This window comes from Legionella sp. ST3F1 (assembly GCF_048553315.1).
In the GTDB taxonomy this organism is placed as follows: domain Bacteria; phylum Pseudomonadota; class Gammaproteobacteria; order Legionellales; family Legionellaceae; genus Tatlockia; species Tatlockia donaldsonii.
On the sequence record NZ_JBLZIO010000005.1, the window covers coordinates 14320 to 35104 of the forward strand.

Below are 20785 nucleotides of genomic sequence, written 5' to 3' on the forward strand. Positions count from 1 at the left end.
TGCGTAGCGTTGAGGGTGAGTTTGCTTTCACCTTTCTTGAGTATTTTAAAGCATGAACAAACGCCTATTGATCGTTTTTTTATTGGGCTTTTCTTCAGGGCTTCCTTTAGCGCTAATCAGTAGTACCTTGCAAGCCTGGTTTGCTGATACAGGTATGTCAGTACTGGCAACTGGTATGCTGAGTCTGGTTAGTTTGCCTTATGCCTACCGTATTGCTTGGGGACCATTACTTGATCGTTATTCACTCTCGTCACTGGGTAAGCGACGAAGCTGGATTTTGATTATGCAGTTTGCTTTATTAATTGGCTTTAATGTCATGGCATGGTTTTCACCCAACACAGCGCCAGAACTTATGGCGGTTATTGCATTTATGTTAGCTTGTTTTTCGGCTACTCAAGATGTAGCCATTGATGCGCATCGCGTTGAATATTTACCTGTCGTTGAGCATGGCATCGGCGCTTCATTAGCGGTTTTTGGTTATCGTTTTGCTCTGCTTGTTGCCGGTGGTTTTGCTTTAATCATCGCTAAGAATTTCGGTTGGGCGTTTACGTATCGCCTGATGGGGTTTCTCATGTTATTTGGTGTCATTGCGACTTTGTGGAGTAATGAGCCCTCAAAACATAATGAAAATCAAATCAATTTTGTGGAATCGTTTGTTGCGCCACTGAAAGAACTGGGCAAAAGGCGCGGTATTATTCCCTTGCTGTTATTTATCTTGTTTTACAAATTAGGGGAGGCGTTTACAACCACAACAAGTGGTATTGTGATGCCATTTTTAATTCAAGGGGTTGGCTTTTCATTAGATACTATTGGTTATGTTAACAAAATGATGGGTATCAGCTCCATTCTATTAGGCGGTTTGGCTGCTGGTTTACTGTTAATTCGCTGGTCGTTATTTCGTGCCTTACTTGTTTTTGGTTTAATTCAGGCAATTACCAATGTCTTGTTTATTGCCCTGGCAATAAGTGGCAAAAATTTACCTTTGTTTGCTACGGCAGTTGTTTGTGATAATTTCGCTGCGGGTATGGGTTCAACTGCTCTGGTTGCCTTTTTTATGCGTTTGGTAAATCAGTCGTTTACTGCAACCCAGTTTTCTCTCTTAGTGGCATTAGCAACCCTGCCACGGGTTTTCTCGGGTCCTGTTGCCGCAATGTTGCAAATGTGGCTGGGATGGGTGGGTTTATATCAATTATCCTTCGTGTTAGCTCTGGGATTTATTCCCTTTCTCCTCATGATTCGTGAACAAACCAAGGTTGTTAATGAGCCTGGTTTTGGAGCGCCGGAACTAAAAGTCGTTCATTAGACCTCTACCACAGCGAGCTTGGAAGGAGCCCTATTGGTTTAAGCAAGAAAAGGGATCTTATAACATGAGATCAATGCCACCAATTATTCCGTATTTTGATTTTACCTGTGTTCCGTGTAGTGTTTCAGTAATAGGAAAACCGGCAGAAAAATAGAAGGAGACACTATCTCCCAGATTGATTCTGAATCCTGGCGAGAAAAAGAGGCTATTGCCTCCGGTATTAGGATCGCTCATTCCCGCAATTTTATCTTGAGTAAGGTATTCACCGTTTAACTCAACAATACCATCAATGGAGTAGTTGAGCTTTTTCTCTTTATTATTTTGAGTAACCAGGGGATAAACTACTGCAAAATTATAATCCACTATTTTACCTAACAGCGTTTCTTGGGTACCTTGGGTTGTGTGAGTATAAATACAATCAGCGCTGAGTGAAAATTCTCCCAATTTTTTAGAAAAAATTAAACCGGCGAAAGGGTTCCAGGAGCCGCTACCTGGTTGATCCGCAGCGGCAAAAGGTACCCCGTAAGAAGTCATTGCACTGGTTCTACCGGTAGGAGCGTTAACACCGAAAATAAGCGCGGTTGACAAGGGAAATTTGTTATCATCGATCACGTGCCAAAACCCAAAAAGGTTCGCATCGGCTATACCGGACACATTTCCCAGATTAACTACCTGAGAAAAAAAACCTTCTTCATCAGGAAATGCGGTACGCAATTGATAATTGCGGGTATAAGGCAGCGTTGCACCCATTGTGAGATTATCGGTTAGGCCATAGTTGACCATGAGGTAATTAACTAAAAGAGCTAGTTGACTTTCTGATATGGGATCCTCTAATAAGGTCTGATCTGACAACGGATTAAGGCGATAATATTCTGATCTTCCACTAAACGACCAACTTCCCTTATTCAAACTATCTGCAGTTGTCGTAGTGACGGGAGTACCTACCCCGCTTGAATAATTTAATGTTGCAGCCTGTGAAGGGATGGCATAAAGATTATTGAAGTAAAGACTCCCTAAACCAATGAATGCATAAGCTAGTTTTTTCACCAACGGTTGTGCCCCAGGTTTACCAGATGAAGCTTGCTGAAAAGTTCTATATGCTCTCATGAGATCGTTCTATCAGGTTGCAAGAAGAGCATTGTAGAATGGTTCTGATCCATAGTGTCAGTCACTTCATCCAGACAGGCATCTTTACTTGCTATTCATTATATAAAATAGTTTTTAATTTTCACCAGGTTAATTGGATTATTTTACTGGTTTGAGTAAGTACTATAAGTAGTCTTGGATTGCGTCAAGCGCTGCTCGCGCACAGAGACCATCCAGTTCAGGATTGGCTCCACTAATGCCTATTGAGCCTAAATGCTGGCCTGCCTTGCTAACAATCGCTTGCCCGCCTTCGAGGAAAACGATGTCTGGAACAGAAGTATAAGGACTATTGGAATAAGTATTATTTCGTTCTGCCAGCTCTTTGGTAGAAATTGGAATACTGGCAGAAGTCATCGCTTTCAGTTGAGACATACGAACACTAATAAAATTGTTGCCATCCATTCTTTTAAATAACTTTAAATTGCCGTGATTATCCATGATGGCAATAGCAATACGTATATTATTTTTAACAGCATATTTTTCCGCCTGCTCGGCCATTATCTCTGCCATTTCAAGAGAAAGTTCTTGTACATTTCGTAACATGGATAGTCCTTATAATTTATAGTGATACCCTAGAATCATACTTGGTAATAATGAATGGGCAAGTTTATCTAGAGGAACTTTCATTCTGCGAGAAGTCATTTAGGCCACTCATCGAAAATAAGAAAATTTCTAATATTTTCTACGTAATTACGTTTCAAAAAGATTAATTTAATCACTTAATAAATCATTAATACTCATTGAGTACAATATGCGACCAAATTGATGTCTAAAATAAAATCGGTAACAGATTCACATGAGAATATTGCTTTATACAAGACTTGAAAATGATACTGGGGGGGATGAGGCTCTGTTAAATATTCTTCAATTCTATCTGCTGCAAAAATTGGAAAGGGGCACGGAAGTCCATTTATGCCTTAGCTATGATACAGCATCGGAAGCGCGGGCTAAAAAAATTAGAGCAACATGGCTAAAAAATTTGGAAGAAAAAGGATTAGAGGGACAAATTTGGCTATTCTTAACAGCCGAAAGCTCGTTTGAAAAAAGCGTTACTGGCATAAAATGCAAGTACTTGGATATTGGCCAAAAAACAATAGAGAGCTATAAATCACTTAATACCTTGGATGCTACTGTAACCTGGTATATTAAAGCTCAAGACGGGTATCATTTATATAAGAAAGAAGCTAAGCGAACAGTACCCCTTACATTAAAATCCACAGAACCGCCGAAGTTGGAACAAAGAAACTGTTACATTGCGCTGCAACACTCAGGAAGCGAGAAAGACTTTCCTTTATATGTCCTAAAGAATAAGAGTATTTATTACTATAAAACTATAGATGATTCAAAGCCTAAAAAATTCTCCCTGGAATTCGCGCCTTCAAAAGTCCTACAACAACTGCGAAAAAAGGCGAGTGGGGCAGCCAAACTTTTAAGCAATGATGAGCTTAGAATGATCACCTCTTTTACCTATTATATACCTGCAGAATTACTGATGAACGAAGAAGAATATAACCTGGTAGAAGATTATTTTGCTCAAATACCTGAAAATTTCAGCACAGACAGAATATTCTGGCAAGGCTTTACAGAACTGACAAAGAGCTTGGATTTATTTGTAATGGCCGGATGGGCTCATGCGCAAAAGCCTACTACTGCACAATACTTAAGGGCAGCACTAGAAATTCCTATTACCTGTAACATAGTACTCAGTTGTGTGCCTGGAATGAGTATTAATGTCAATAATTTCCTGACCGCCCTGCAAGACAAGCAGAAATACCCCCATGTCTTTGCATTACAACCTGGAGTTGGCGCTAGAGGAGGTTTTCCGCTATTACCCACTTTAACGAAACGCTCGATTGAAGATCGTGAAGTACGAAATAAGTGGAAATCCCATATTGGAACTGCATATGAACCACATTTGGACAGTGTAGGGGAGACAGGCAAAGATAAATTGATTGTTATTTATTGCAGTAAAGATGCGCCAGGTGCCCCTGGAGAAGAGTTTTTACAACAGATTTCTTTAAAGGTGGAGCCACAGGAGTATCCAGTCCTACTGATCGGTGCAATCGAGGAAAGCGAAGCGTGTAAGAGATGGAAATTAATATGTGCTCAGCGTGACTTCTCTTGTAGTGTTATACCTCGCACTGAAAGCACGCAAATATTAATGCGTGGTTTGCGTGATGCCCAATATTCTATGGCAACGGGTTCCTATTCTATATTGGAAGCACGCTATCTTGAGATTCATCATTGTCGATATCTATGTCCGCCTCATATGGTAGAATTAGGCAATATGCTGGAAGAAGCGGGGGCGCTTGCTATAGAACAGGCCTTTGCTCAAGGGCAAGAGGCATTAAACGAGCTCAGCAGATTGCCGCACCAAATTGACGAGTGCCATTTTTTGGATCCTCAATCTGCCTGGGATCAAAAAAATTCCTGGAGAAGATATTTAGAGGAAGCTTTGAATACATCCGAGGTTCCAGAGGTACTAGAACTAGAATCTACTACCACTACGACCTGTAGTTTGGATAGTGGTTTAAAATTGTAAGATTACATGAAATTCAAAGCGGTAATAGAATCGGTAATTGGAGAAACTAATGTTTTCAAAATTTTTTCATTCAAAGCAATTACAAGCCAGAGAAGAAACTCTTCAGGAAGGAGAGATTACTTTGTCGAATGCAGTAGAGGAATATATGCAATCCATAACGCAAGGGGACTATGCTCCAGAGTTACCTGAGATGGATTGGGACGCTAACGACGAGGCAAGTTATATCGAGAGACTTTTAAGCCCTGTTTCAGAGTATTTTAACCATCTGTCTATACCCCCATCCTCTGATGCTGGCCTGCCTGCTATTGCACATCTATTAGCTTCGCTGACAATTCTTAAAGAAATGAGTGGTGTTAAGGCTGATGACAGACTTAAAAAATTAGAAAAAATGGGAGTAATGACGCAAGTTCAAGCCGGCATGCCTGGACCCTGTATGATTTATATCCATGCACTTTTGCAATCGCCTAAATACGATATTATTTCAAAAACTAACTTACTGGGTGATGTGATCAGTTATTTGAGCGGTAATATAAACACCTTCGGTGGACTTGGCTCTACCGTATTAGTTTTTGCGCTCAAGGAATGGTTTGCTATGTTTGGGCGCTTGACTGATAAATTGCAAAACATCTTATCGGAAGATAAAAGTAATCACATGACTCTTCAAGAAGTGTATTCGACGGAACAGGAAGAAAAGACCTTTCTTGATCAGTGTATTCTGCAAGTTTGGGATATACTCAGCATTGACGTAACGGCGATCGGGTTAGACAAAGACGATTTTCCTGCTCCTCCGGCGTTTCCTTCCCCATTGAGAACTAATGGTTCCCTTTAAATCTGCATAGTCGGTTGCAGGCCGAAAGGCTTACAACCCGGCGATTCGAAATAATCAAAAACATCATCAAAAATGCTCTGCAAGGGTGTCTTGACATTATGTGTTGAATAGTGACAATAACACCCAAATTTAATCAATGAGTAAATAGATGACCTAAAAATAGAGCCCCGCTACAATTAGCCGGTGATGTTGCGATTGGTGCGCTAGGTAACGCCAGGAAAGGTCTTTTCGGTACTCTTTTATTATCTGCAGCTGAAAATTCTATACCTACCGTTGGATCTATTGCCACCATGGCTGGGGCCTGTGCCCTTGGAGGAGCCCTCTTAATCATTCCAGCGATGGCTATAAGAAAAATGTTAATTAGTGAGCTTCAGCCGAACGCTTCTTTTCTTGCGATGGTGGCAAACTCGACAGCCAATTTGTGCTTTAGGACTGCTTTTTCTGTTACTTCAGCCTGTGTTGGAGCTGCTGTTTTAGGATTAGCCATTACTCCTGCCGTGCTAACCAGTCTTACTGCCTCACTAACATTGGGTTTGATCGGCTTCATGGCTGCTCTGATTGTTGAGGCAGCTCGTCCAACGACGGAGCAAAGAGTCGATTTGCAGGCTATGAATGTAGCATTTTAAATGGCCTTCAAACTATCTTTGGGTACTGCCAAGAGATATTTAGGTTCGTGGCAGTATCTTTCTTTAAGAAAGCAATGTTAAATAATCAAAGTATAGATTTCCGCCTTCGCGGAAATGATAAAACTTAAATCAATGATGAAATTTACATAGCCAAGATAGGATAGAAAATGCTTTTTAAAACTTATTTTCTCGTTGGTGGGGCAGGTTTTATAGGTTCTCATTTTTTAGATGCCTTGTTAGCGGACAAAACAACACAAAAAGTGACGGTGTATGATAATTTTTCTTCTGGTAAAGAATGGCATTATCAGCAGCACAATGGCGATTCGCGTTTTTCAGTGGTGAATGGTGACGTCAAAGAAAGCGACAAACTGAATAAGGCGATCGAAGGCCATGAGGTTGTGATGCATTTTGCGGCCAATCCGGATATTGCCCGGGCGGTTAAGGAACCAAGTATTGATTTTACTGATGGTATTTATCTTACCTTCCAGGTATTAGAAGCAGCACGATTGGCAAAGGTGAAACGAATTATCTACACCTCAGGCAGCGGAGTCTATGGCGAAGTCCCTATTGAAAGCCCTGAGAATCAAGGCGGTATGTACCCCATTTCTACCTACGGAGCCAGTAAATTAGGCAGTGAAGCGTTTATTTGCAGTTATTGCCATATGTTTGATATGACCGCCTGTGTTTTTCGGTTCGCCAATGTCGTAGGACCTCGCCAAACACATGGAGTAGGGTACGATTTTTTAAGAAAGCTTAGGAACGATCCGACCACCCTGGAAATTTTAGGCGATGGTACACAAAGCAAATCGTATATCCATATTCAGGATGTCATTGCGGCAGTTTTACTGGCAAATAGTCACTTAACAAAAAAATATGAGGTCTATAACGTAGCGACTGGCGATTGTATCAGTGTCCATGATATTGCCCAAATTGTTGTCAAATGTATGAAGATAAAAGAGCCAGTCAATTTTCAATTTACCGGGGGTGACAGGGGGTGGAAAGGTGATGTTCCGGTGGTGCGTTTAAACACTGAGAAAATTCATTCCTTGGGATGGCATTGCCAACAAAATTCTGCCCAGGCGATCGAAGCATCCGTTTTGGCGATGATTAAAGAATTAGAGCGGTTGGCCTAACCTGTAGATTTTGCTTTAGTGCAAGACAAACGCTATTGACGTAGATATCCTCTACCAGGGTCTGTTGACATTTCGCTAGCTTGAGTCGAAAAGCATTGATTTATGAGCATCGCAGCACAGTTTACATGGTAGTAAATGAGCAGCGAAGCGCAGGAAATCAATGCTTTTCGGCCAAGATAGTAGAGATGTCAACAGACCTTACACTAAAATCCAGTATGCCAGGCCAAAACTGATACCCATATAAATACTGATGACTGCAGAGATAATAAAAAGAACCTTGATTAATTTAAACCACTTTGAATGGCCTGCATAATCTTCGTATAGCCAAAGGGTGATAATTGCCAGGGTGATCCAATAGGGAATGAAATCCATCTCATAGCGTTGAACAGCGAAGGGGAGAAGAAGCAGAAATACGACAATAATGAGAGGAATAAAAAAGGTAAAGAGCAAAAACCGAAGTAAAGGAAGTCTCTCTGGTCTGTTTTCTTTGAAATAAACTTTTAGCAGCTTGGGCAGGGCCAAAATTAAAAGAATAAAAGGGGTCGTTGTTAATACGCCGGCAACTGCTTCAAGATAATAATCTTTATCAATGTAGTACCAACAATTATGCCAGAGCAGTCCAAAGTAGGGGAAAGTCAGACCTGTAGTGAATGGCTGTAGAAAATAGAAATAAAAACTATAAGCAAGATTACGAGGAATTTTTCCCAAGGTCGCCAATTCAAGATGCAACGCTTTTATATTGTTGCATGAAAGTTGCCAGATATGACCAAAGTCAATAATGGAGTCAAATCTCAAATAGTTGTAGAGTGCTAACAGCCCTCCCACAGTCGCTGTTGGAATAACGACCGCCATCGTTAATGTGAACCGGTTTTTAGTCGTGTGCCTGAAAAGATAAATTAAAAGGGCGGGCAGTATAAAGAAACAGACCAGAACAAAATGAGGTCTGGCAGCGACACACAAGGATAAGCAAAGACTGAACAGAACAATATCCTTTGTTTTATATTGTTGGAAAATTTGATAGAGGAAAAATAAAGCGAAACTCATAAAACAATAAGCAGCAGCGATCGCCACTTCGTAGGTTATAGGCCTGGACATTAAAAAAGGAGCACCATTGGTGAATCCCAGGAGCGAGGCCATTAAGACTAACTGTAGTTCTGAAACACGGGGAAAATAGCGTTCTTTAATTTTTATTAGCAGCAAGAAATTCACTATAAATCCTAATGAAAGGAAAAAGAATGCGGCAAGTCCGCCTGAGGGATAGAAACCCGTTAATAACTTAAAAGGCAGGTAAAACACGACAACCGGAAGGGGGCCAAAATAAAGATAGTATTTTCCTTTGTACAGCGAGGCATCATGCAGTCGGAGGTGACTATTTTGGATCGGATCATAAGGATCGGCTAACTGCAGTAATTCTGGCGACGGTGAAACAAGTAAATTGAGGTGCCCGGATAAAAAACTCTCCGTTAAATATTGATATAAACTTTGGGGGACGGTATTGAATGATAAATGAAAGGCTGGGTAAAAAGCATACACCATAAGGACGTAGGCAACTATTGCCCCACGGCAAAGCCATTTTTCGTTTGGGTAGGCAGATTGTATTCCTTGGCTCATGAAAGTACCACTTTGGTTCCCTCAAAATCAAAACTAAAGCGGACTTCTTCCAAACCTGCCCGACGCATTGCATGACGCAATTTATTCCGATCAGCCGCATAAAACATTAAAAAACCGCCGCCTCCAGCACCCACTAATTTTCCACCCACAGCGCCATTTTTCATGCCAAGCTCATACCAGGCATTAATTTGCTCACTACTCATACCAAGTGAGCGCTGCTTTTTATATTCCCAGTGCTCATGCATCAACTCACCAAAGCGAAGGCCATTGCCTTGCTCCAGGGCTTCTTTGACCTGATAACCCAGGTTTTTGATAAAATGTAAATTTTGCAGCATTTTATCATCGCCTTCCTGGGTTCGGGTTTTTTGATCTTGAAGAATGCTCCCCGCATTTCTGGAATAGCCCGTAAAAAAGAGTAAAAGATTATCTTCTAAATCAAACAACATATCTTTGGTAATATTTAAAGAGCTTGCTGTTACTTGATCATTTTTATGAAAGGTAAAACAAGTTAAACCGCCATAAGCAGCGATGTATTGATCCTGTTTACCGATTGGTTCCCCCAAACTTTCTATTTCAATACGGCAGGCCAATTCAGCTAATTCTTGTGGATAAATCAATTTGTGGTTATGGGCATAGAGTGCGACCAGTAAGGCTGTAGTAAAACTGCCGGATGAACCCAGACCAGTGCCCGCCGGAATATCCGCCAGGGAGGCAATCTCAATTTGGTTGGAATGCAGCTCGGGTAATCGTAAAACTTCCCGAATGATTCGATGTTTTATCTCATCCACACAGCTGACATGTTCTAATTCAGAATATTTAAGATAAATGCCTTTACTAAAGGGCCTCATTACGGTGACATAAACGTATTTGTTGATCGCTCCCGCAATTAAAAATCCTTCGTGCTCGTGGTAATAAGACGGTAAATCCGTTCCACCACCACCAAAAGTAATCCGCAATGGGCTGCGTGCAATAATCATAGCCTCTCCTAACGAGGTAACTCGAATCCAGCTGCCATCGCATCGTCGTAAAACATTTTCACTGTATCGAGAGAGTAATCTTCTAAATTATAACCAACCAAGGGTAACTTTTTCAGAATATCTTTAGTGACAGTAATAATGTGGCAACCAATAGCATCTGCTTGAAAGATATTGAACAATTCACGCGGGCTGGCCCAGATTAATTCGGCTAGGGGATTCGTTTTAATAATCTCCAAAGCCTCTGCCATTATAGGCAGGGGATCCAGTCCAGTATCTGCAATACGGCCGGCAAATACGGAAATATAACAAGGTACCTCGGGGGATAATGCTGAAGTAATATGACGAACTTGTTCCAGGGTCATCACAGCCGTTATATTCAATTTAACCTGCTGAGCTGCCAGCCTTTTAACTAAGGCATGGCAGGTTTCACGGCGTGTGTTGGTAATTGGAATCTTGACATAAACATTGTCTCCCCAGGAGGCAAGCTGCAGAGCCTGTTGTTCCATTTCACTAAAATCATCGGAGAGTACTTCAAAGGAGATAGGTTGGTCAGGAATAAGGGCAAGAATTTCATGCGCAAAGGCTTGGTAATCCAATACGCCTTCCTGGCGCATTAAGGTTGGATTAGTAGTCCATCCTTTAATATAGGGCTTGTGGTGCATCTCCAGGATATTTGTTCTGTCAGCGCCATCAGAAAATATTTTTACCCTCAATTGCTCAATTTTTTTATTCATCACACTTCCTTACGAAGAGCTCCTCAGGTAAACCGAGTCGACATGTTAGTTTTGTCTTTCAATGTTGGATGGGACACTAACAAATGCCAAACCACTGCCTGTAACGCTTCGGTATGCGGTGTTATTGTTTCCTTGTTAATTGTTGGAATAATAATGCAGACATCCGCTACTTGAGCCGTATAACCCCCGTCTCGCCCTACAATCCCCGTTATTTTTGCCCCTATTGTTTTTGCATGTTCTAAGGCCATCACAAGATTTGGGCTGACATTTTCAATTAAATTGCCACCTCCCACGGAGAATATAAACACCATATCTTTGTTTGAAAGTTTACTGACTTTTAACCACTCTACAAAGGTTGTTGCCCATCCATCATCGTTAGTTCGTGCAGTCAGTTCTGCGACATTATCAGTCGGTGTATAGGCTTCAATACCAAGAATCTTGCGAAAGTCATTGACTGCATGTGAGCAGTTGGCGGCACTTCCTCCTACACCCAGGAAGAATAAGCGTCCTCCTGTCTCTTTGAGGGTAGCAAGGCAAGTAACCATTTGTTCAATTGCACTAATATCTAGCTGATTAAGAATTTCTATTGTTTCGTTCAAATGTTGTTTGGTATAGACCATCATGGTTCTTCTTCATTAACGATTTTTCGGCTTCATGCAATCAAATACAGGCTTAAACTAAATTATTGGGGATTTCTCCAGCTAGGACGTAACCGGCGTCAATTGTAATGTAAGTCTTTTTTTCTGTAATTGCAAAAGGTTTGTTCCGCAATTTGCTAAGAATCAAGATTTAAAATTTATAAGAACAAAATAATAAAAATCAAAAAGTTAACTTATATTTGGCTACAGAATCCCAAGGATAATTTATGAATGCATCCTGACTTTAATGATGCGTTTTATGGTCCACCAGCTCGTATCCAAGGCATTCATTTTACTCTGTCCAATTCTTTCATGATAATCAATAAACACGGTATGTACTTTATAACCAGATATGATTGGTTTTAATAGTAGTTCAACAGGTAAGGCTGCGCCTTGGGCGTCGAATTGTAAAGCATCAATCATGGTTTTTCGGTAAGCTCGCATTCCACTGTGCAGATCGGTTAGATGCCTAAAAAATAATAGACTGGCTAGCCAGGCAAACACGACATTACCAACATAGTTAGACCAGGGCATTGCCTCTGGTTTTTTTCCTAGTCGCGATGCATCAACCAGGTCGTAGCCTTGGTCGAGTATTAATGAGGCAAGTTCAGGAATTTTTTTGCTGGGATAAGTATTATCGCAATCTAAAGTAATAATCACTTCGCGACTTGCTTCTCGTAAGGCACGTTCCATAGCTGGACCATAGCCACGGGGCGGAATTTGGCGAATTACTTTTGCTCCCATTTTTTCGGCAATCGTTGCTGTTTGATCGGCGCTGGAATCTATAATGACAATTTCAGCGTCAGGCACAACCTGTTTGATATCTTGAATAACCCTTCCTACGGCTTTTTCTTCATTTTTGGTAATCATGGCAACAGTAACGCGTTTCCCTGTAGGATCTGTTGTTAAGCTCATTCAGTTTTTTCTCCAGCTATTTTGCTTGCAACCAAGATGATACGAAAGGCGAATAAGCCAGGTATCAGTCGACTAATCCAATATTCAATAGGATATAAGAATTTACAATAAAATTGATAATAAGGTGAGGTAATAATGGAGTTTGTATCCCCGCTTTTTTGACGGCCGATTAGAGATTTAATAATGGGTAGGAAAGCCCTCACCAGGAATGGTGTGCAGTCTACCTTTTCAATATTGCAACCACTGGCTTTAACCATCTTTTTAGCGGAACGAAAGGTGAAAAAGCGTATATGGGTACGATCCATGACGCCTGTCATTTCGTAATTAAAGAGGCCAAAAACAAGACGTAAGCGATTAAGCCAATTTGCTACATTGGGGAGTGAGATCAGGATTTTCCCATCGTGTTGGAGAAACTCCTGATAATCTCGCAAAATTTGTAAGGGATCATAAACATGTTCCAGCACATCAGAAAAAACAAGGTAGTTAAATTTTTTACCTTGCAACACCTCTCGCACGGTTGCCACTTCATGCAGATCAGCACAGATAACTTGATGAACTCTCTTTTTTGCTTCTTCAGCAATCAAGACATTTGATTCCAGAGCACACACCTCATAGCCAAGCTGGACTAAGGCGGCACCCAAGAGGCCTCTCCCTGCACCGACGTCTAAAATCGCTGCTGATCCTTTGGCAGGGGGTATTTGCTTTACAATACCTTCATTGATTTCTTCCAGATAGGGGTAATCTTTATTTTTTTGAAAATCCAAAATGAAATTTACATCTGGCATAAAGCAGATCCGGTTAGTTTAGTTAGGGCATTTTTTAAATAGACTAATTTTGTTTGGTGACAATCTACTTTATCGCCATTTAATGTTGCGGCGAGTTTAATGGCCCTGTCGACTGCCATATCGACATTGATATATTCAAAATAACTAAAGCGGCCTAACAAATAGATTCCCAGGTTGGCAAACCAGGCCCTTACTTTAGCAATATTTTCTTCATACCCGACGTCATAGACAACATAAGAATGCTCTACACGGTCAATTTTCTCAAAAACAATTTCGTCGTCAGGAGGCAATAGTTTTCGCTTTTGTAAACCTAGTTTAGTGTGCATTAATATTTCCGCATCGGGCCTGTTCCAGGTTGCGGAATTTTTAGCGCAAGTGATTTCAGCTTGTAAACTCCAATGACCTTCGGGCCCATTGGCGGCAGAAAAGGTACAAGGATAGCTGATTCGATTGACCAGGAATTCCGCTTCTGGAAAATAAACCGCGGTATATTGATTGTTGTCAACGCCACGGATACCAAACGAAACAACATACATCGGGTTAACAATTAATTGTTCCACAGCGAATCGAATGTCATCAGGTATCGCGATATCTAACTTGGTAATGAGGTGGTGAACAGGCATGGTGCTGATAACTTGATCATATTCTTTCATGCTGCCGTGCCGATCAAATAATCTGATTTTGCCGTTAATGAACTGGACCTTATCGACGGTAAATTGATAGTTAATGCGATTCGCTTTCTTCCAGGCTTCACTGATCGCTTGATAACCGCCGGTTTGGGGGTAGAAATAATAGAGTTGATGCAAATAACCTTCAGTCGTGTACCCCAAAGAAGATTTGAGGATGTCTTCCGGGGGAGGATTAGGAATACGCTCAGCCATGGACATTGAAAGTTGTTCTACCGGGATATTCCATACTTTTTCGTTGTAGGGAAATAAATAGCGTGAACAAATCCCTTCGCCAAAGGTTTTTAAAAACCACTCTTTCATATTGGCTGGGTTTGCGTATTTTTCTTTATAAGGATTAAAAATAAAATGACGAATACAGTCATAATTATCTTCCAGGGATAGTGCTTTTAAATCATTCTCAAAAGGGTATTTAAGCAACCGGTCTTTATAGGCGATTTTATTGTTACGTCGACACCGGGCAACATTCTCACCCAAGGTGGCAACAATAAAATCTAAAATGTCTTGATCACGAGAAAATAAAATGTGTGGGCCATAATCAAAAGTAAAGCCATTGGCGAGGAACGATGAGGCATGTCCGCCAACATGATTTTTACTTTCCAGGATCTCGGGTGTATCCTTTAGAAAAAGGCTAACAGCCAGACCCGATGGTCCTGCGCCAATGACTGCAAGACGAGACGATGTATTGTTTTTTTGCTTATTAATCATCTGTTAATGGCCTATCCAAAAATCGATACTCCCATGAGATGGGAATTTCATTGATATCATTATATCTAGTTGTCTGCAAATATTATCAGAGCACTAGCCACTCAATTGACCTAAATAAAAGGGAGGACGTCTTACATGAGTTTACCAGTTGCCCTATTAGCCGGCGGGCTCGCGACCCGTTTACTTCCTGTTACTGAGGAAATTCCTAAATCATTGGTAAAAGTAGCAGGCGAATTTTTTATTAATCATCAACTCCGTTATTTACGCAAGCAAGGAATAAGAGAGGTAGTTCTTTGTGTGGGGCATTTGGGTGAGCAGATTGAAGCCATCGTAAGGGATGGTTCTGCCTACGATTTACAAATACGTTATTCTTGGGATGGTCCTCATCTTCTTGGGACGGGGGGAGCATTAAGACAAGCATTAGCGCTTTTAGGTGATGCTTTTTTTATTCTTTATGGTGATTCCTATCTTCCTATTGATTTCAAAGCCGTAGAGCGAAGTTTTCATGAAAGTGGAAAGCTTGCCTTAATGACAGTATTTAAAAATGAAAATCGGGGGGACATCAGTAATGTCCTATTTAAGGACAATAACATTATTGAATATAACAAACAGAACCCCTCTTCTACTATGCAATATATTGATTATGGATTAAGCATTTTGTCTGCATCTCTCCTGGCGCATTATCCTAAGGGAGAACCGTTTGACCTGGCTGAACTCTTCCATGATTTATCACTTCGGGGAGAGTTGTATGGTTATGAAGTATTTGAACGCTTTTATGAAATAGGTTCTCCGACTGGATTAAAAGAGGCCATCAGTAAGTTACAGGGACGGCAGTCAACGAAATAAAGCAATTACCGATGTCCTTGAGCCAGGTCAGAGTCGCTCCTGTTTGCTAAATAGGTATCTGCCATCTCTTCATCGGTTATATCAGCGGGCATATTCACGACGTTGCTTTTTGCAAAAAATGAATGTTCAAAACGCGAGCTATTTTTTGTGAATGCTTTCTTGATATAGCGAAATAATTCATCAACCCCATCACCAGTCAGCGCACTTGTTTGAACATAGGCAATAATATTATGGGCTTCTGCTTGTAATTTTATTGTTAGTGCATCAATTTCATCCTGACTTATTTCTCGTTGTTTATGAAGATCCGACTTATTCCCGACCAGGATAATAAACGGGTTTTTCATGGCATGTCTTTGGGCATCATTGACATAATGTTCGACGTGGGAAAAGCTTGCTCTATTCGTCAAATCAAAAACCACAACAATGCCTTGGGCATAGTGATAATAAAAAGGATGGATGTCCTTATAGCGTTGGTGTCCACTCATATCCCAACAGGCACTTAACCAATCGGATTTAAGGCGAAATACGTATTCTGCACCAATAGTTGGGGTGGGGTCGTAATTATAGCTGCAGTGATGGTGTATGAGTTGAGTTTTACCTGTATTGGTATCGCCAATAATAACTAATTGATTCTTCATAGAGGTATTTTAGGATGGATATTTACTTAATTAGGGGACTATGTCATCTATTTAAAATAATTACCAGTTCCAGCGAATATTCTATACTGTGGAGTAGGATGATATCTGCCTCATCACAATGTGCGTGGTGAACATAGCGATGACTTAGAGGAGTAATGATGGAATTTAATGCCTTATATGAAGAATTAGGCCTTAATTCAACGCAGAGTGATGAAGAGAGAGTCCAGATTTTAGCACAATGGTGTTATGAAAAAGTATCCAGAGATATCCGCTTTACTGATAAGTTAGAGGATAACTATGAAAACTATGAGGAACTGGCAACAGACTACCTCGAAGAGTTTCTAATTAATATTCCTCTGGATCTCGGGAAAGAGGTAGCAGCGTTTGAGGGGAGGAATGCTATCCAGGCAGCCGCCTTTTTGGGGCTCGATCAAGCAATCGCTTCCTTAAATCCACAACGCGATTTATTAAATAAAACCGATGCTCATGGAAATACACCTTTGCATATCGCTGCTTTGGCAGGGCATTTTTATACTGTTTCGGTTTTGCTTGATCTGGGGGCGGCTTTTGACAACCCTAATAAACAGTCGCAGCTACCTATTTTTAGTGCTTTAGAAATGCCAATGCTTTATGAAGATGACTTAAAAGAAAAGAAAACAAGAATTTTTAGACTATTAAGAGAGAAGTCACCAAAAACACTGGAGCATCAAGATATTAGTGGAGATACAGTACTCCATTTGATGGCAATTCACGATTTTTCTACTTTATTGGCAGAGGTCCTGAAAACAAATCCCGAGCTTGCCTTGATTAAAAATAATTATTTCTGTTATCCAATCCATACCGCTATTTTAAATAATAAAATCGATTGTGTCCGTAGTCTGCTGGCAATGGAGCAAGCAACCACCTTGGCGGATAGCAAGGGACGATTAGCGCTTCATTATGCAGCGCGTTATAGTGATAAAGACATTACTATTCTTTGCTGTGATGCCAGCGAAGATCTTAATGTGCTTGATGGGAGAGGACGCACCGCTATCATGTTAGCAGCACAGGCAGGAAATAATGCGGCTTTAAACGTGCTGGTTGATAAAGGGGCGGACGTACATGCTATTGATAGTGAAGGCTATTCGGCACTGCACTATGCTGTACTCGCCGGGCATTTGGAAACAGTGCGTTGGTTATTGGCAAATACGACGATTGATTTCAATGCGCCTGATAGCAAACAACAAACGCCCCTTGCTCTTTGTAATACGCCTGAGAAAATTCAAATTAAGAACTTGCTTCTGGAGAGAGGGGCGATTTAACGTCCTTTTTAACAAGGATATTAAGCAAATGTACTGGATGGTGTGACTGTCCTCATTTTTTCTGGTGGTTCCTGCTCATCGTTCGGACGAGCCAAAAGGCCACTATTTGTTTGGGAGCTGATTAACAAATTGATGGGTAGCGCTTCCGAAATAGTTAGTGTCTTGGCAGATAAGACACAGGAAGTATCCGTAAATGCCCGATGAATTAGGTTCCATAACCCTGGTTCTGTGGCTGTAACCTCACACACTTGCCGAACAAACTCATCAACGTCTCCAGGCCAACCATTTTTTTCTAAACAAGTAAGGTTGGAGTTTAAAAGCGCCTGCAGGGAAGGCTTATCATAGGCATAAAAAAAGCCTTTGCTCTCATTGATATAAGTCGTAATCCCTTTTTGTCTAAAAGCGTTTTTTAATTCTTCAATATTGTAGCCGCCTTCAACAATTTCCTGGGTAGTGAGATAACCAAGCGTTTTCTTGATACCTACCAAATTAAGGTCGCTGGTAATTTTATCCACAAAAAATTCACCGATTTCTTTAGAAATATAACGCTGATCTCGATGACGTTTTGGGACAATAAGATATAAAAGATTTGTTTCTTTGCTATCGAATAACTGTCCCAAACTAACATGATTGGTTAGCAAGGCTTTCCTATTAAAAAGTACGCGTAGATCATTAATATCTTCAACAGTACATAGATCTCCAAATTTTTTCTTATAATAGTCTAATATTTGTGATTTTAAATCGAGAATAGTGGATTTTTCATCCAGAGATAATTCAAATTCACTATCATCAATGCTCTTTATAAGAAACTTCATTTTTCCACCAAAATAAAAGAGAACTTGCTATTCTATCTTAGTTAAATTAAATAAATATTAAGGAAATATTAAGAATAATTTTCCATCAAAACCTGCTATTTTTATTTTTTAAACTACTATCATTAGCAAGGCGTATAATTTAACCTGAAGCAGAGATTTTTTTCAGAATAAGCGGAGTTGGGCATGCAACGAATAATTTTTATATTTTTTTTAACAGCGGGATTGGTGAGCAGTCTTTTTGCAGCAACGATAAAGGATTGGCAATTATCGCCAGAGGGTTTGGGGCCTATCCAAATTGGTATGACCTTAAAACAAGCAGAGCAGGCCTCTGGCATGAAATTTGGTTCGACTAAACCGGAGGTAGATCAAGCCGAAGATGAACGTTGTTTTTATGTTAGCCTAAAAGGAACTCAGGGTTTATCCTTCATGATTTCGGGCGATAAAATTGTGCGTATTAATATAACTTCCTCGTCTTTTTCTACCTCAAAAGGGGCAAGAATTGGCGATACGGAAGTGCAGGTACAGGCTTTATATGCTGGCAAGCTCGAAGTTGAACCCCATCACTATGATCCAAACGGTCATTATCTTACCCTTATTGAAACAGGGAGGGATCGTGCCATTCGCTTTGAAACGGATGGTAAAGTAATCACGCAAATTTATAGTGGTAGAAATCAGGAAACACATTATGTTGAAGGTTGTTTGTAATGAAGTCGTAATTTCCATGCTGTCCTATAATTAATCATTATTTGCTCTTCATTCTACTCTGTAAAGTACGTCTCGTTGGACTAAGGAATTGACGATGAGCAACAAAGGTGATCTCTATTTGACAATGCAGGAATTAATGAATCTTATGATCATCCTTGGTTACCCTCTAACGTCCCAAGGTCTTTGTTATGGTTATAGTTATTCGGCACAATTGACAATGTTGGGTGCAGAGTTAGAGACATTCAATCAACGATCCATAAAATTAGCTGAAATATATAGAAAACTTGAAGGGATAGCGAAAGAATCCCTGTTAAAAATATATACTTCCTATCCGCCAAAGGATTTGCAAAGTCATCCAGATAATTCGGTTGGTGTTTTAATAGAAATGTTGAAAAAAGAACGTTTTGCAAAAGACAAGACGGAATTTAACAAATTAGAAAAATTGAAAAAAGAGCTTATTACAGAATTTACAAATAGCGTAAAAGAGATTTCTATTAATAAAGAAAATGCAGCTCTTCAAAGTCAAGCTTATTTTGACTCCGTATCTGTTTTTCATGATATTTCTTCGATTACTCCGAATACGCGGCCCTCTAATCAACAAAATGCACGTTTGGTCATGAAACTGCTTACGCCAATTAAGCTTGAGAAGATGGGGAAAAAGATTCATCATCCCAATGCAATTACAGGTATTTTTGACCATACTGCCTTAAGTCAGGCGTTATCTTTGATGGCAAAAAAAATGCCTCCGATGGATTCTCCCGTGTCTTTCGAATTCGCAAGTTATTTTAAAGTTCCTGGTTCAGGTCAGTATGCTTCAGAAAAGACCGCACTACATGCAATTGGGGTGGGGTTTGACCCCAATAAAAAGGAATGGCTATTTGCTGATTCTATGGAACACCAAATAAAGCGTTTTCCTCTGGGAGAAGAAGACAAGTTAGCCAAAGAAATAGTAAAAGAATTTACTTACATGAAAGAATTTAAAGGAGGGCTCGCCAAGCCTTTTTATATTAATCCTCTGCTCACTGATGCAAAAGCGCTTGAACCATTTAATCAAGCCGTTACTGAACTGCAGAATTCGGAGGCCTGGCAGCAACTGCAAATTTTCAATCAGAATAAGCAAGAGAATGAGGAGTTTCTTGTGAGAAATCTCCTTATGGAGGGTGCGCCCCAAGTGATAGAGGATTTTTTTTCAAAAAATCCCTATAAACAGTTAATAACTAGTCTAGAAATCGAAGGAAAACCTTTAATTAACTGGTTTTTATGGGCAAGAGGTAGCGATGAAAATATTGATTTACTTCTAGCCAGCTTCATCAACTGCGGTGGGGTGGTGAATGCGAAGGACAGCCAAGGTAATTTAGCATTGAATATATACCTGGCTGATTGTTGGAAAATGAAGAAATTAATGGAAACTGATAAGAAGGCGATTCAGTTTTTTTTAGCGCATGGAGCCGATATTAATGCTCGTACTAGCTATAAAAACCCGCCGCTTTTCCATGCAGTATATCACCAGAGTAGCGACCTCGTTGTTTTTTTGGTAGAAAACGGGGCAGATCCGAATCTATTAAGTGTTAATTGGGATAATACTATTACTTCATGTTTACATCTGTTAGTAGAGGAAGTAGGGCGCGGGGGCGATGAAGCTGATAACGCAATAAAAATGGTAAGCCTTCTTCTGGAACATGGGGCTGATCCTCATGCTGGGGAAGATCTGAATCAAGGAAGATCGGCCTTTCAAGTACTAAGGGATGAACGCAAAAAATACCCAGGGTTTGAGGGTTTCAAAAGGGTGGAAGAGTTATTCTCGGGCCTTGAAAAGGCACCTGGTCAATCTGGGGCTCCTAAGTAAA

General features: G+C 40.4%; 20 protein-coding genes. 9 read left to right on the forward strand and 11 right to left on the reverse strand.

Going from position 1 to position 20785, the window contains the following annotated elements; all coding sequences use genetic code 11:
• Window positions 1-52: 52 nt before the first annotated feature.
• The gene (locus tag ACN4Z1_RS05130) at window positions 53-1303 is read left to right on the forward strand and encodes an AmpG family muropeptide MFS transporter (protein WP_228364405.1); all 1251 of its coding nucleotides are present in this window, start codon (window positions 53-55) and stop codon (window positions 1301-1303) included.
• Window positions 1304-1360: 57 nt separating this feature from the next.
• Here ACN4Z1_RS05130 and ACN4Z1_RS05135 read toward each other — a convergent pair whose 3' ends face one another.
• Together ACN4Z1_RS05135 and ACN4Z1_RS05140 are read right to left on the reverse strand one after the other, a co-directional pair.
• Window positions 1361-2410, reverse strand: coding sequence for a hypothetical protein (locus ACN4Z1_RS05135; protein WP_419388068.1), 1050 nt, complete (start codon window positions 2408-2410; stop codon window positions 1361-1363).
• A 162-nt stretch (window positions 2411-2572) separates the two neighbouring features.
• The gene (locus tag ACN4Z1_RS05140) at window positions 2573-2992 is read right to left on the reverse strand and encodes a GlcG/HbpS family heme-binding protein (protein ID WP_228364403.1); all 420 of its coding nucleotides are present in this window, start codon (window positions 2990-2992) and stop codon (window positions 2573-2575) included.
• 436 nt (window positions 2993-3428) lie between these two features.
• Between ACN4Z1_RS05140 and ACN4Z1_RS05145 the strand changes: the two genes are divergently transcribed.
• The 4 genes from ACN4Z1_RS05145 (at window position 3429) to ACN4Z1_RS05160 (ending at window position 7579) form a co-directional block, all read left to right on the forward strand.
• Window positions 3429-4991: a hypothetical protein gene (locus tag ACN4Z1_RS05145; RefSeq protein WP_419388067.1), complete on the forward strand. Its 1563-nt coding sequence runs from the start codon at window positions 3429-3431 to the stop codon at window positions 4989-4991.
• 49 nt (window positions 4992-5040) lie between these two features.
• Window positions 5041-5820 carry a hypothetical protein gene (locus tag ACN4Z1_RS05150; RefSeq protein ID WP_419388066.1) on the forward strand — a complete coding sequence of 260 codons (780 nt, stop codon included), beginning with the start codon at window positions 5041-5043 and terminating at the stop codon, window positions 5818-5820.
• A gap of 290 nt (window positions 5821-6110) precedes the next feature.
• A complete protein-coding gene (locus ACN4Z1_RS05155) occupies window positions 6111-6446 on the forward strand; it encodes a hypothetical protein (protein WP_419388065.1) in 336 nt (111 codons plus the stop codon).
• A gap of 167 nt (window positions 6447-6613) precedes the next feature.
• Window positions 6614-7579 (forward strand): NAD-dependent epimerase/dehydratase family protein, encoded by a 966-nt coding sequence (locus ACN4Z1_RS05160; RefSeq protein WP_419388064.1) that lies wholly within the window; start codon window positions 6614-6616, stop codon window positions 7577-7579.
• Between the two features lie 198 nt (window positions 7580-7777).
• On the opposite strand, the gene ACN4Z1_RS05165 is transcribed toward ACN4Z1_RS05160, so the two are convergent.
• The 7 genes from ACN4Z1_RS05165 to ACN4Z1_RS05195 all read right to left on the reverse strand — a co-directional run bounded on the left by ACN4Z1_RS05165 (window position 7778) and on the right by ACN4Z1_RS05195 (window position 14633).
• Window positions 7778-9190, reverse strand: coding sequence for a hypothetical protein (locus ACN4Z1_RS05165; RefSeq protein ID WP_228364398.1), 1413 nt, complete (start codon window positions 9188-9190; stop codon window positions 7778-7780).
• Window positions 9187-10167 carry a galactokinase gene (locus tag ACN4Z1_RS05170; protein ID WP_115220868.1) on the reverse strand — a complete coding sequence of 327 codons (981 nt, stop codon included), beginning with the start codon at window positions 10165-10167 and terminating at the stop codon, window positions 9187-9189. The genes ACN4Z1_RS05165 and ACN4Z1_RS05170 overlap by 4 nt, the downstream gene beginning before the upstream one ends.
• Window positions 10168-10175: 8 nt before the next feature.
• Window positions 10176-10901 (reverse strand): transaldolase, encoded by a 726-nt coding sequence (locus ACN4Z1_RS05175; RefSeq protein ID WP_228364396.1) that lies wholly within the window; start codon window positions 10899-10901, stop codon window positions 10176-10178.
• 23 nt (window positions 10902-10924) lie between these two features.
• Window positions 10925-11524 (reverse strand): SIS domain-containing protein, encoded by a 600-nt coding sequence (locus ACN4Z1_RS05180; protein ID WP_419386164.1) that lies wholly within the window; start codon window positions 11522-11524, stop codon window positions 10925-10927.
• Window positions 11525-11764: 240 nt separating this feature from the next.
• Window positions 11765-12454 carry a glycosyltransferase gene (locus tag ACN4Z1_RS05185; protein WP_419388063.1) on the reverse strand — a complete coding sequence of 230 codons (690 nt, stop codon included), beginning with the start codon at window positions 12452-12454 and terminating at the stop codon, window positions 11765-11767.
• On the reverse strand, window positions 12451-13239 hold the full coding sequence (locus ACN4Z1_RS05190; RefSeq protein ID WP_419388062.1) for a class I SAM-dependent methyltransferase: 789 nt from the start codon (window positions 13237-13239) through the stop codon (window positions 12451-12453). Before ACN4Z1_RS05190 ends, ACN4Z1_RS05185 begins: the two co-directional genes overlap by 4 nt.
• The gene (locus ACN4Z1_RS05195) at window positions 13227-14633 is read right to left on the reverse strand and encodes a protoporphyrinogen/coproporphyrinogen oxidase (RefSeq protein WP_115220872.1); all 1407 of its coding nucleotides are present in this window, start codon (window positions 14631-14633) and stop codon (window positions 13227-13229) included. Before ACN4Z1_RS05195 ends, ACN4Z1_RS05190 begins: the two co-directional genes overlap by 13 nt.
• 135 nt (window positions 14634-14768) lie before the next feature.
• On the opposite strand from ACN4Z1_RS05195, the gene ACN4Z1_RS05200 reads away from it, so the two are divergent.
• On the forward strand, window positions 14769-15479 hold the full coding sequence (locus tag ACN4Z1_RS05200; RefSeq protein ID WP_419388061.1) for a nucleotidyltransferase family protein: 711 nt from the start codon (window positions 14769-14771) through the stop codon (window positions 15477-15479).
• A gap of 5 nt (window positions 15480-15484) precedes the next feature.
• Here ACN4Z1_RS05200 and ACN4Z1_RS05205 read toward each other — a convergent pair whose 3' ends face one another.
• On the reverse strand, window positions 15485-16117 hold the full coding sequence (locus ACN4Z1_RS05205; protein WP_419388060.1) for a Rab family GTPase: 633 nt from the start codon (window positions 16115-16117) through the stop codon (window positions 15485-15487).
• Window positions 16118-16272: 155 nt separating this feature from the next.
• Here ACN4Z1_RS05205 and ACN4Z1_RS05210 point away from each other — a divergent pair, with 155 nt between their 5' ends.
• On the forward strand, window positions 16273-17418 hold the full coding sequence (locus tag ACN4Z1_RS05210) for an ankyrin repeat domain-containing protein (RefSeq protein WP_419388059.1): 1146 nt from the start codon (window positions 16273-16275) through the stop codon (window positions 17416-17418).
• A gap of 20 nt (window positions 17419-17438) precedes the next feature.
• Here ACN4Z1_RS05210 and ACN4Z1_RS05215 read toward each other — a convergent pair whose 3' ends face one another.
• Window positions 17439-18233, reverse strand: coding sequence for a hypothetical protein (locus ACN4Z1_RS05215; protein ID WP_419388058.1), 795 nt, complete (start codon window positions 18231-18233; stop codon window positions 17439-17441).
• Window positions 18234-18416: 183 nt separating this feature from the next.
• On the opposite strand from ACN4Z1_RS05215, the gene ACN4Z1_RS05220 reads away from it, so the two are divergent.
• Together ACN4Z1_RS05220 and ACN4Z1_RS05225 are read left to right on the forward strand one after the other, a co-directional pair.
• Complete coding sequence (locus tag ACN4Z1_RS05220) at window positions 18417-18938, forward strand: hypothetical protein (protein ID WP_228364388.1); 522 nt, start codon at window positions 18417-18419, stop codon at window positions 18936-18938.
• A gap of 94 nt (window positions 18939-19032) precedes the next feature.
• The gene (locus ACN4Z1_RS05225) at window positions 19033-20784 is read left to right on the forward strand and encodes an ankyrin repeat domain-containing protein (RefSeq protein ID WP_419388057.1); all 1752 of its coding nucleotides are present in this window, start codon (window positions 19033-19035) and stop codon (window positions 20782-20784) included.
• The last annotated feature ends 1 nt before the right edge of the window (window position 20785 follow it).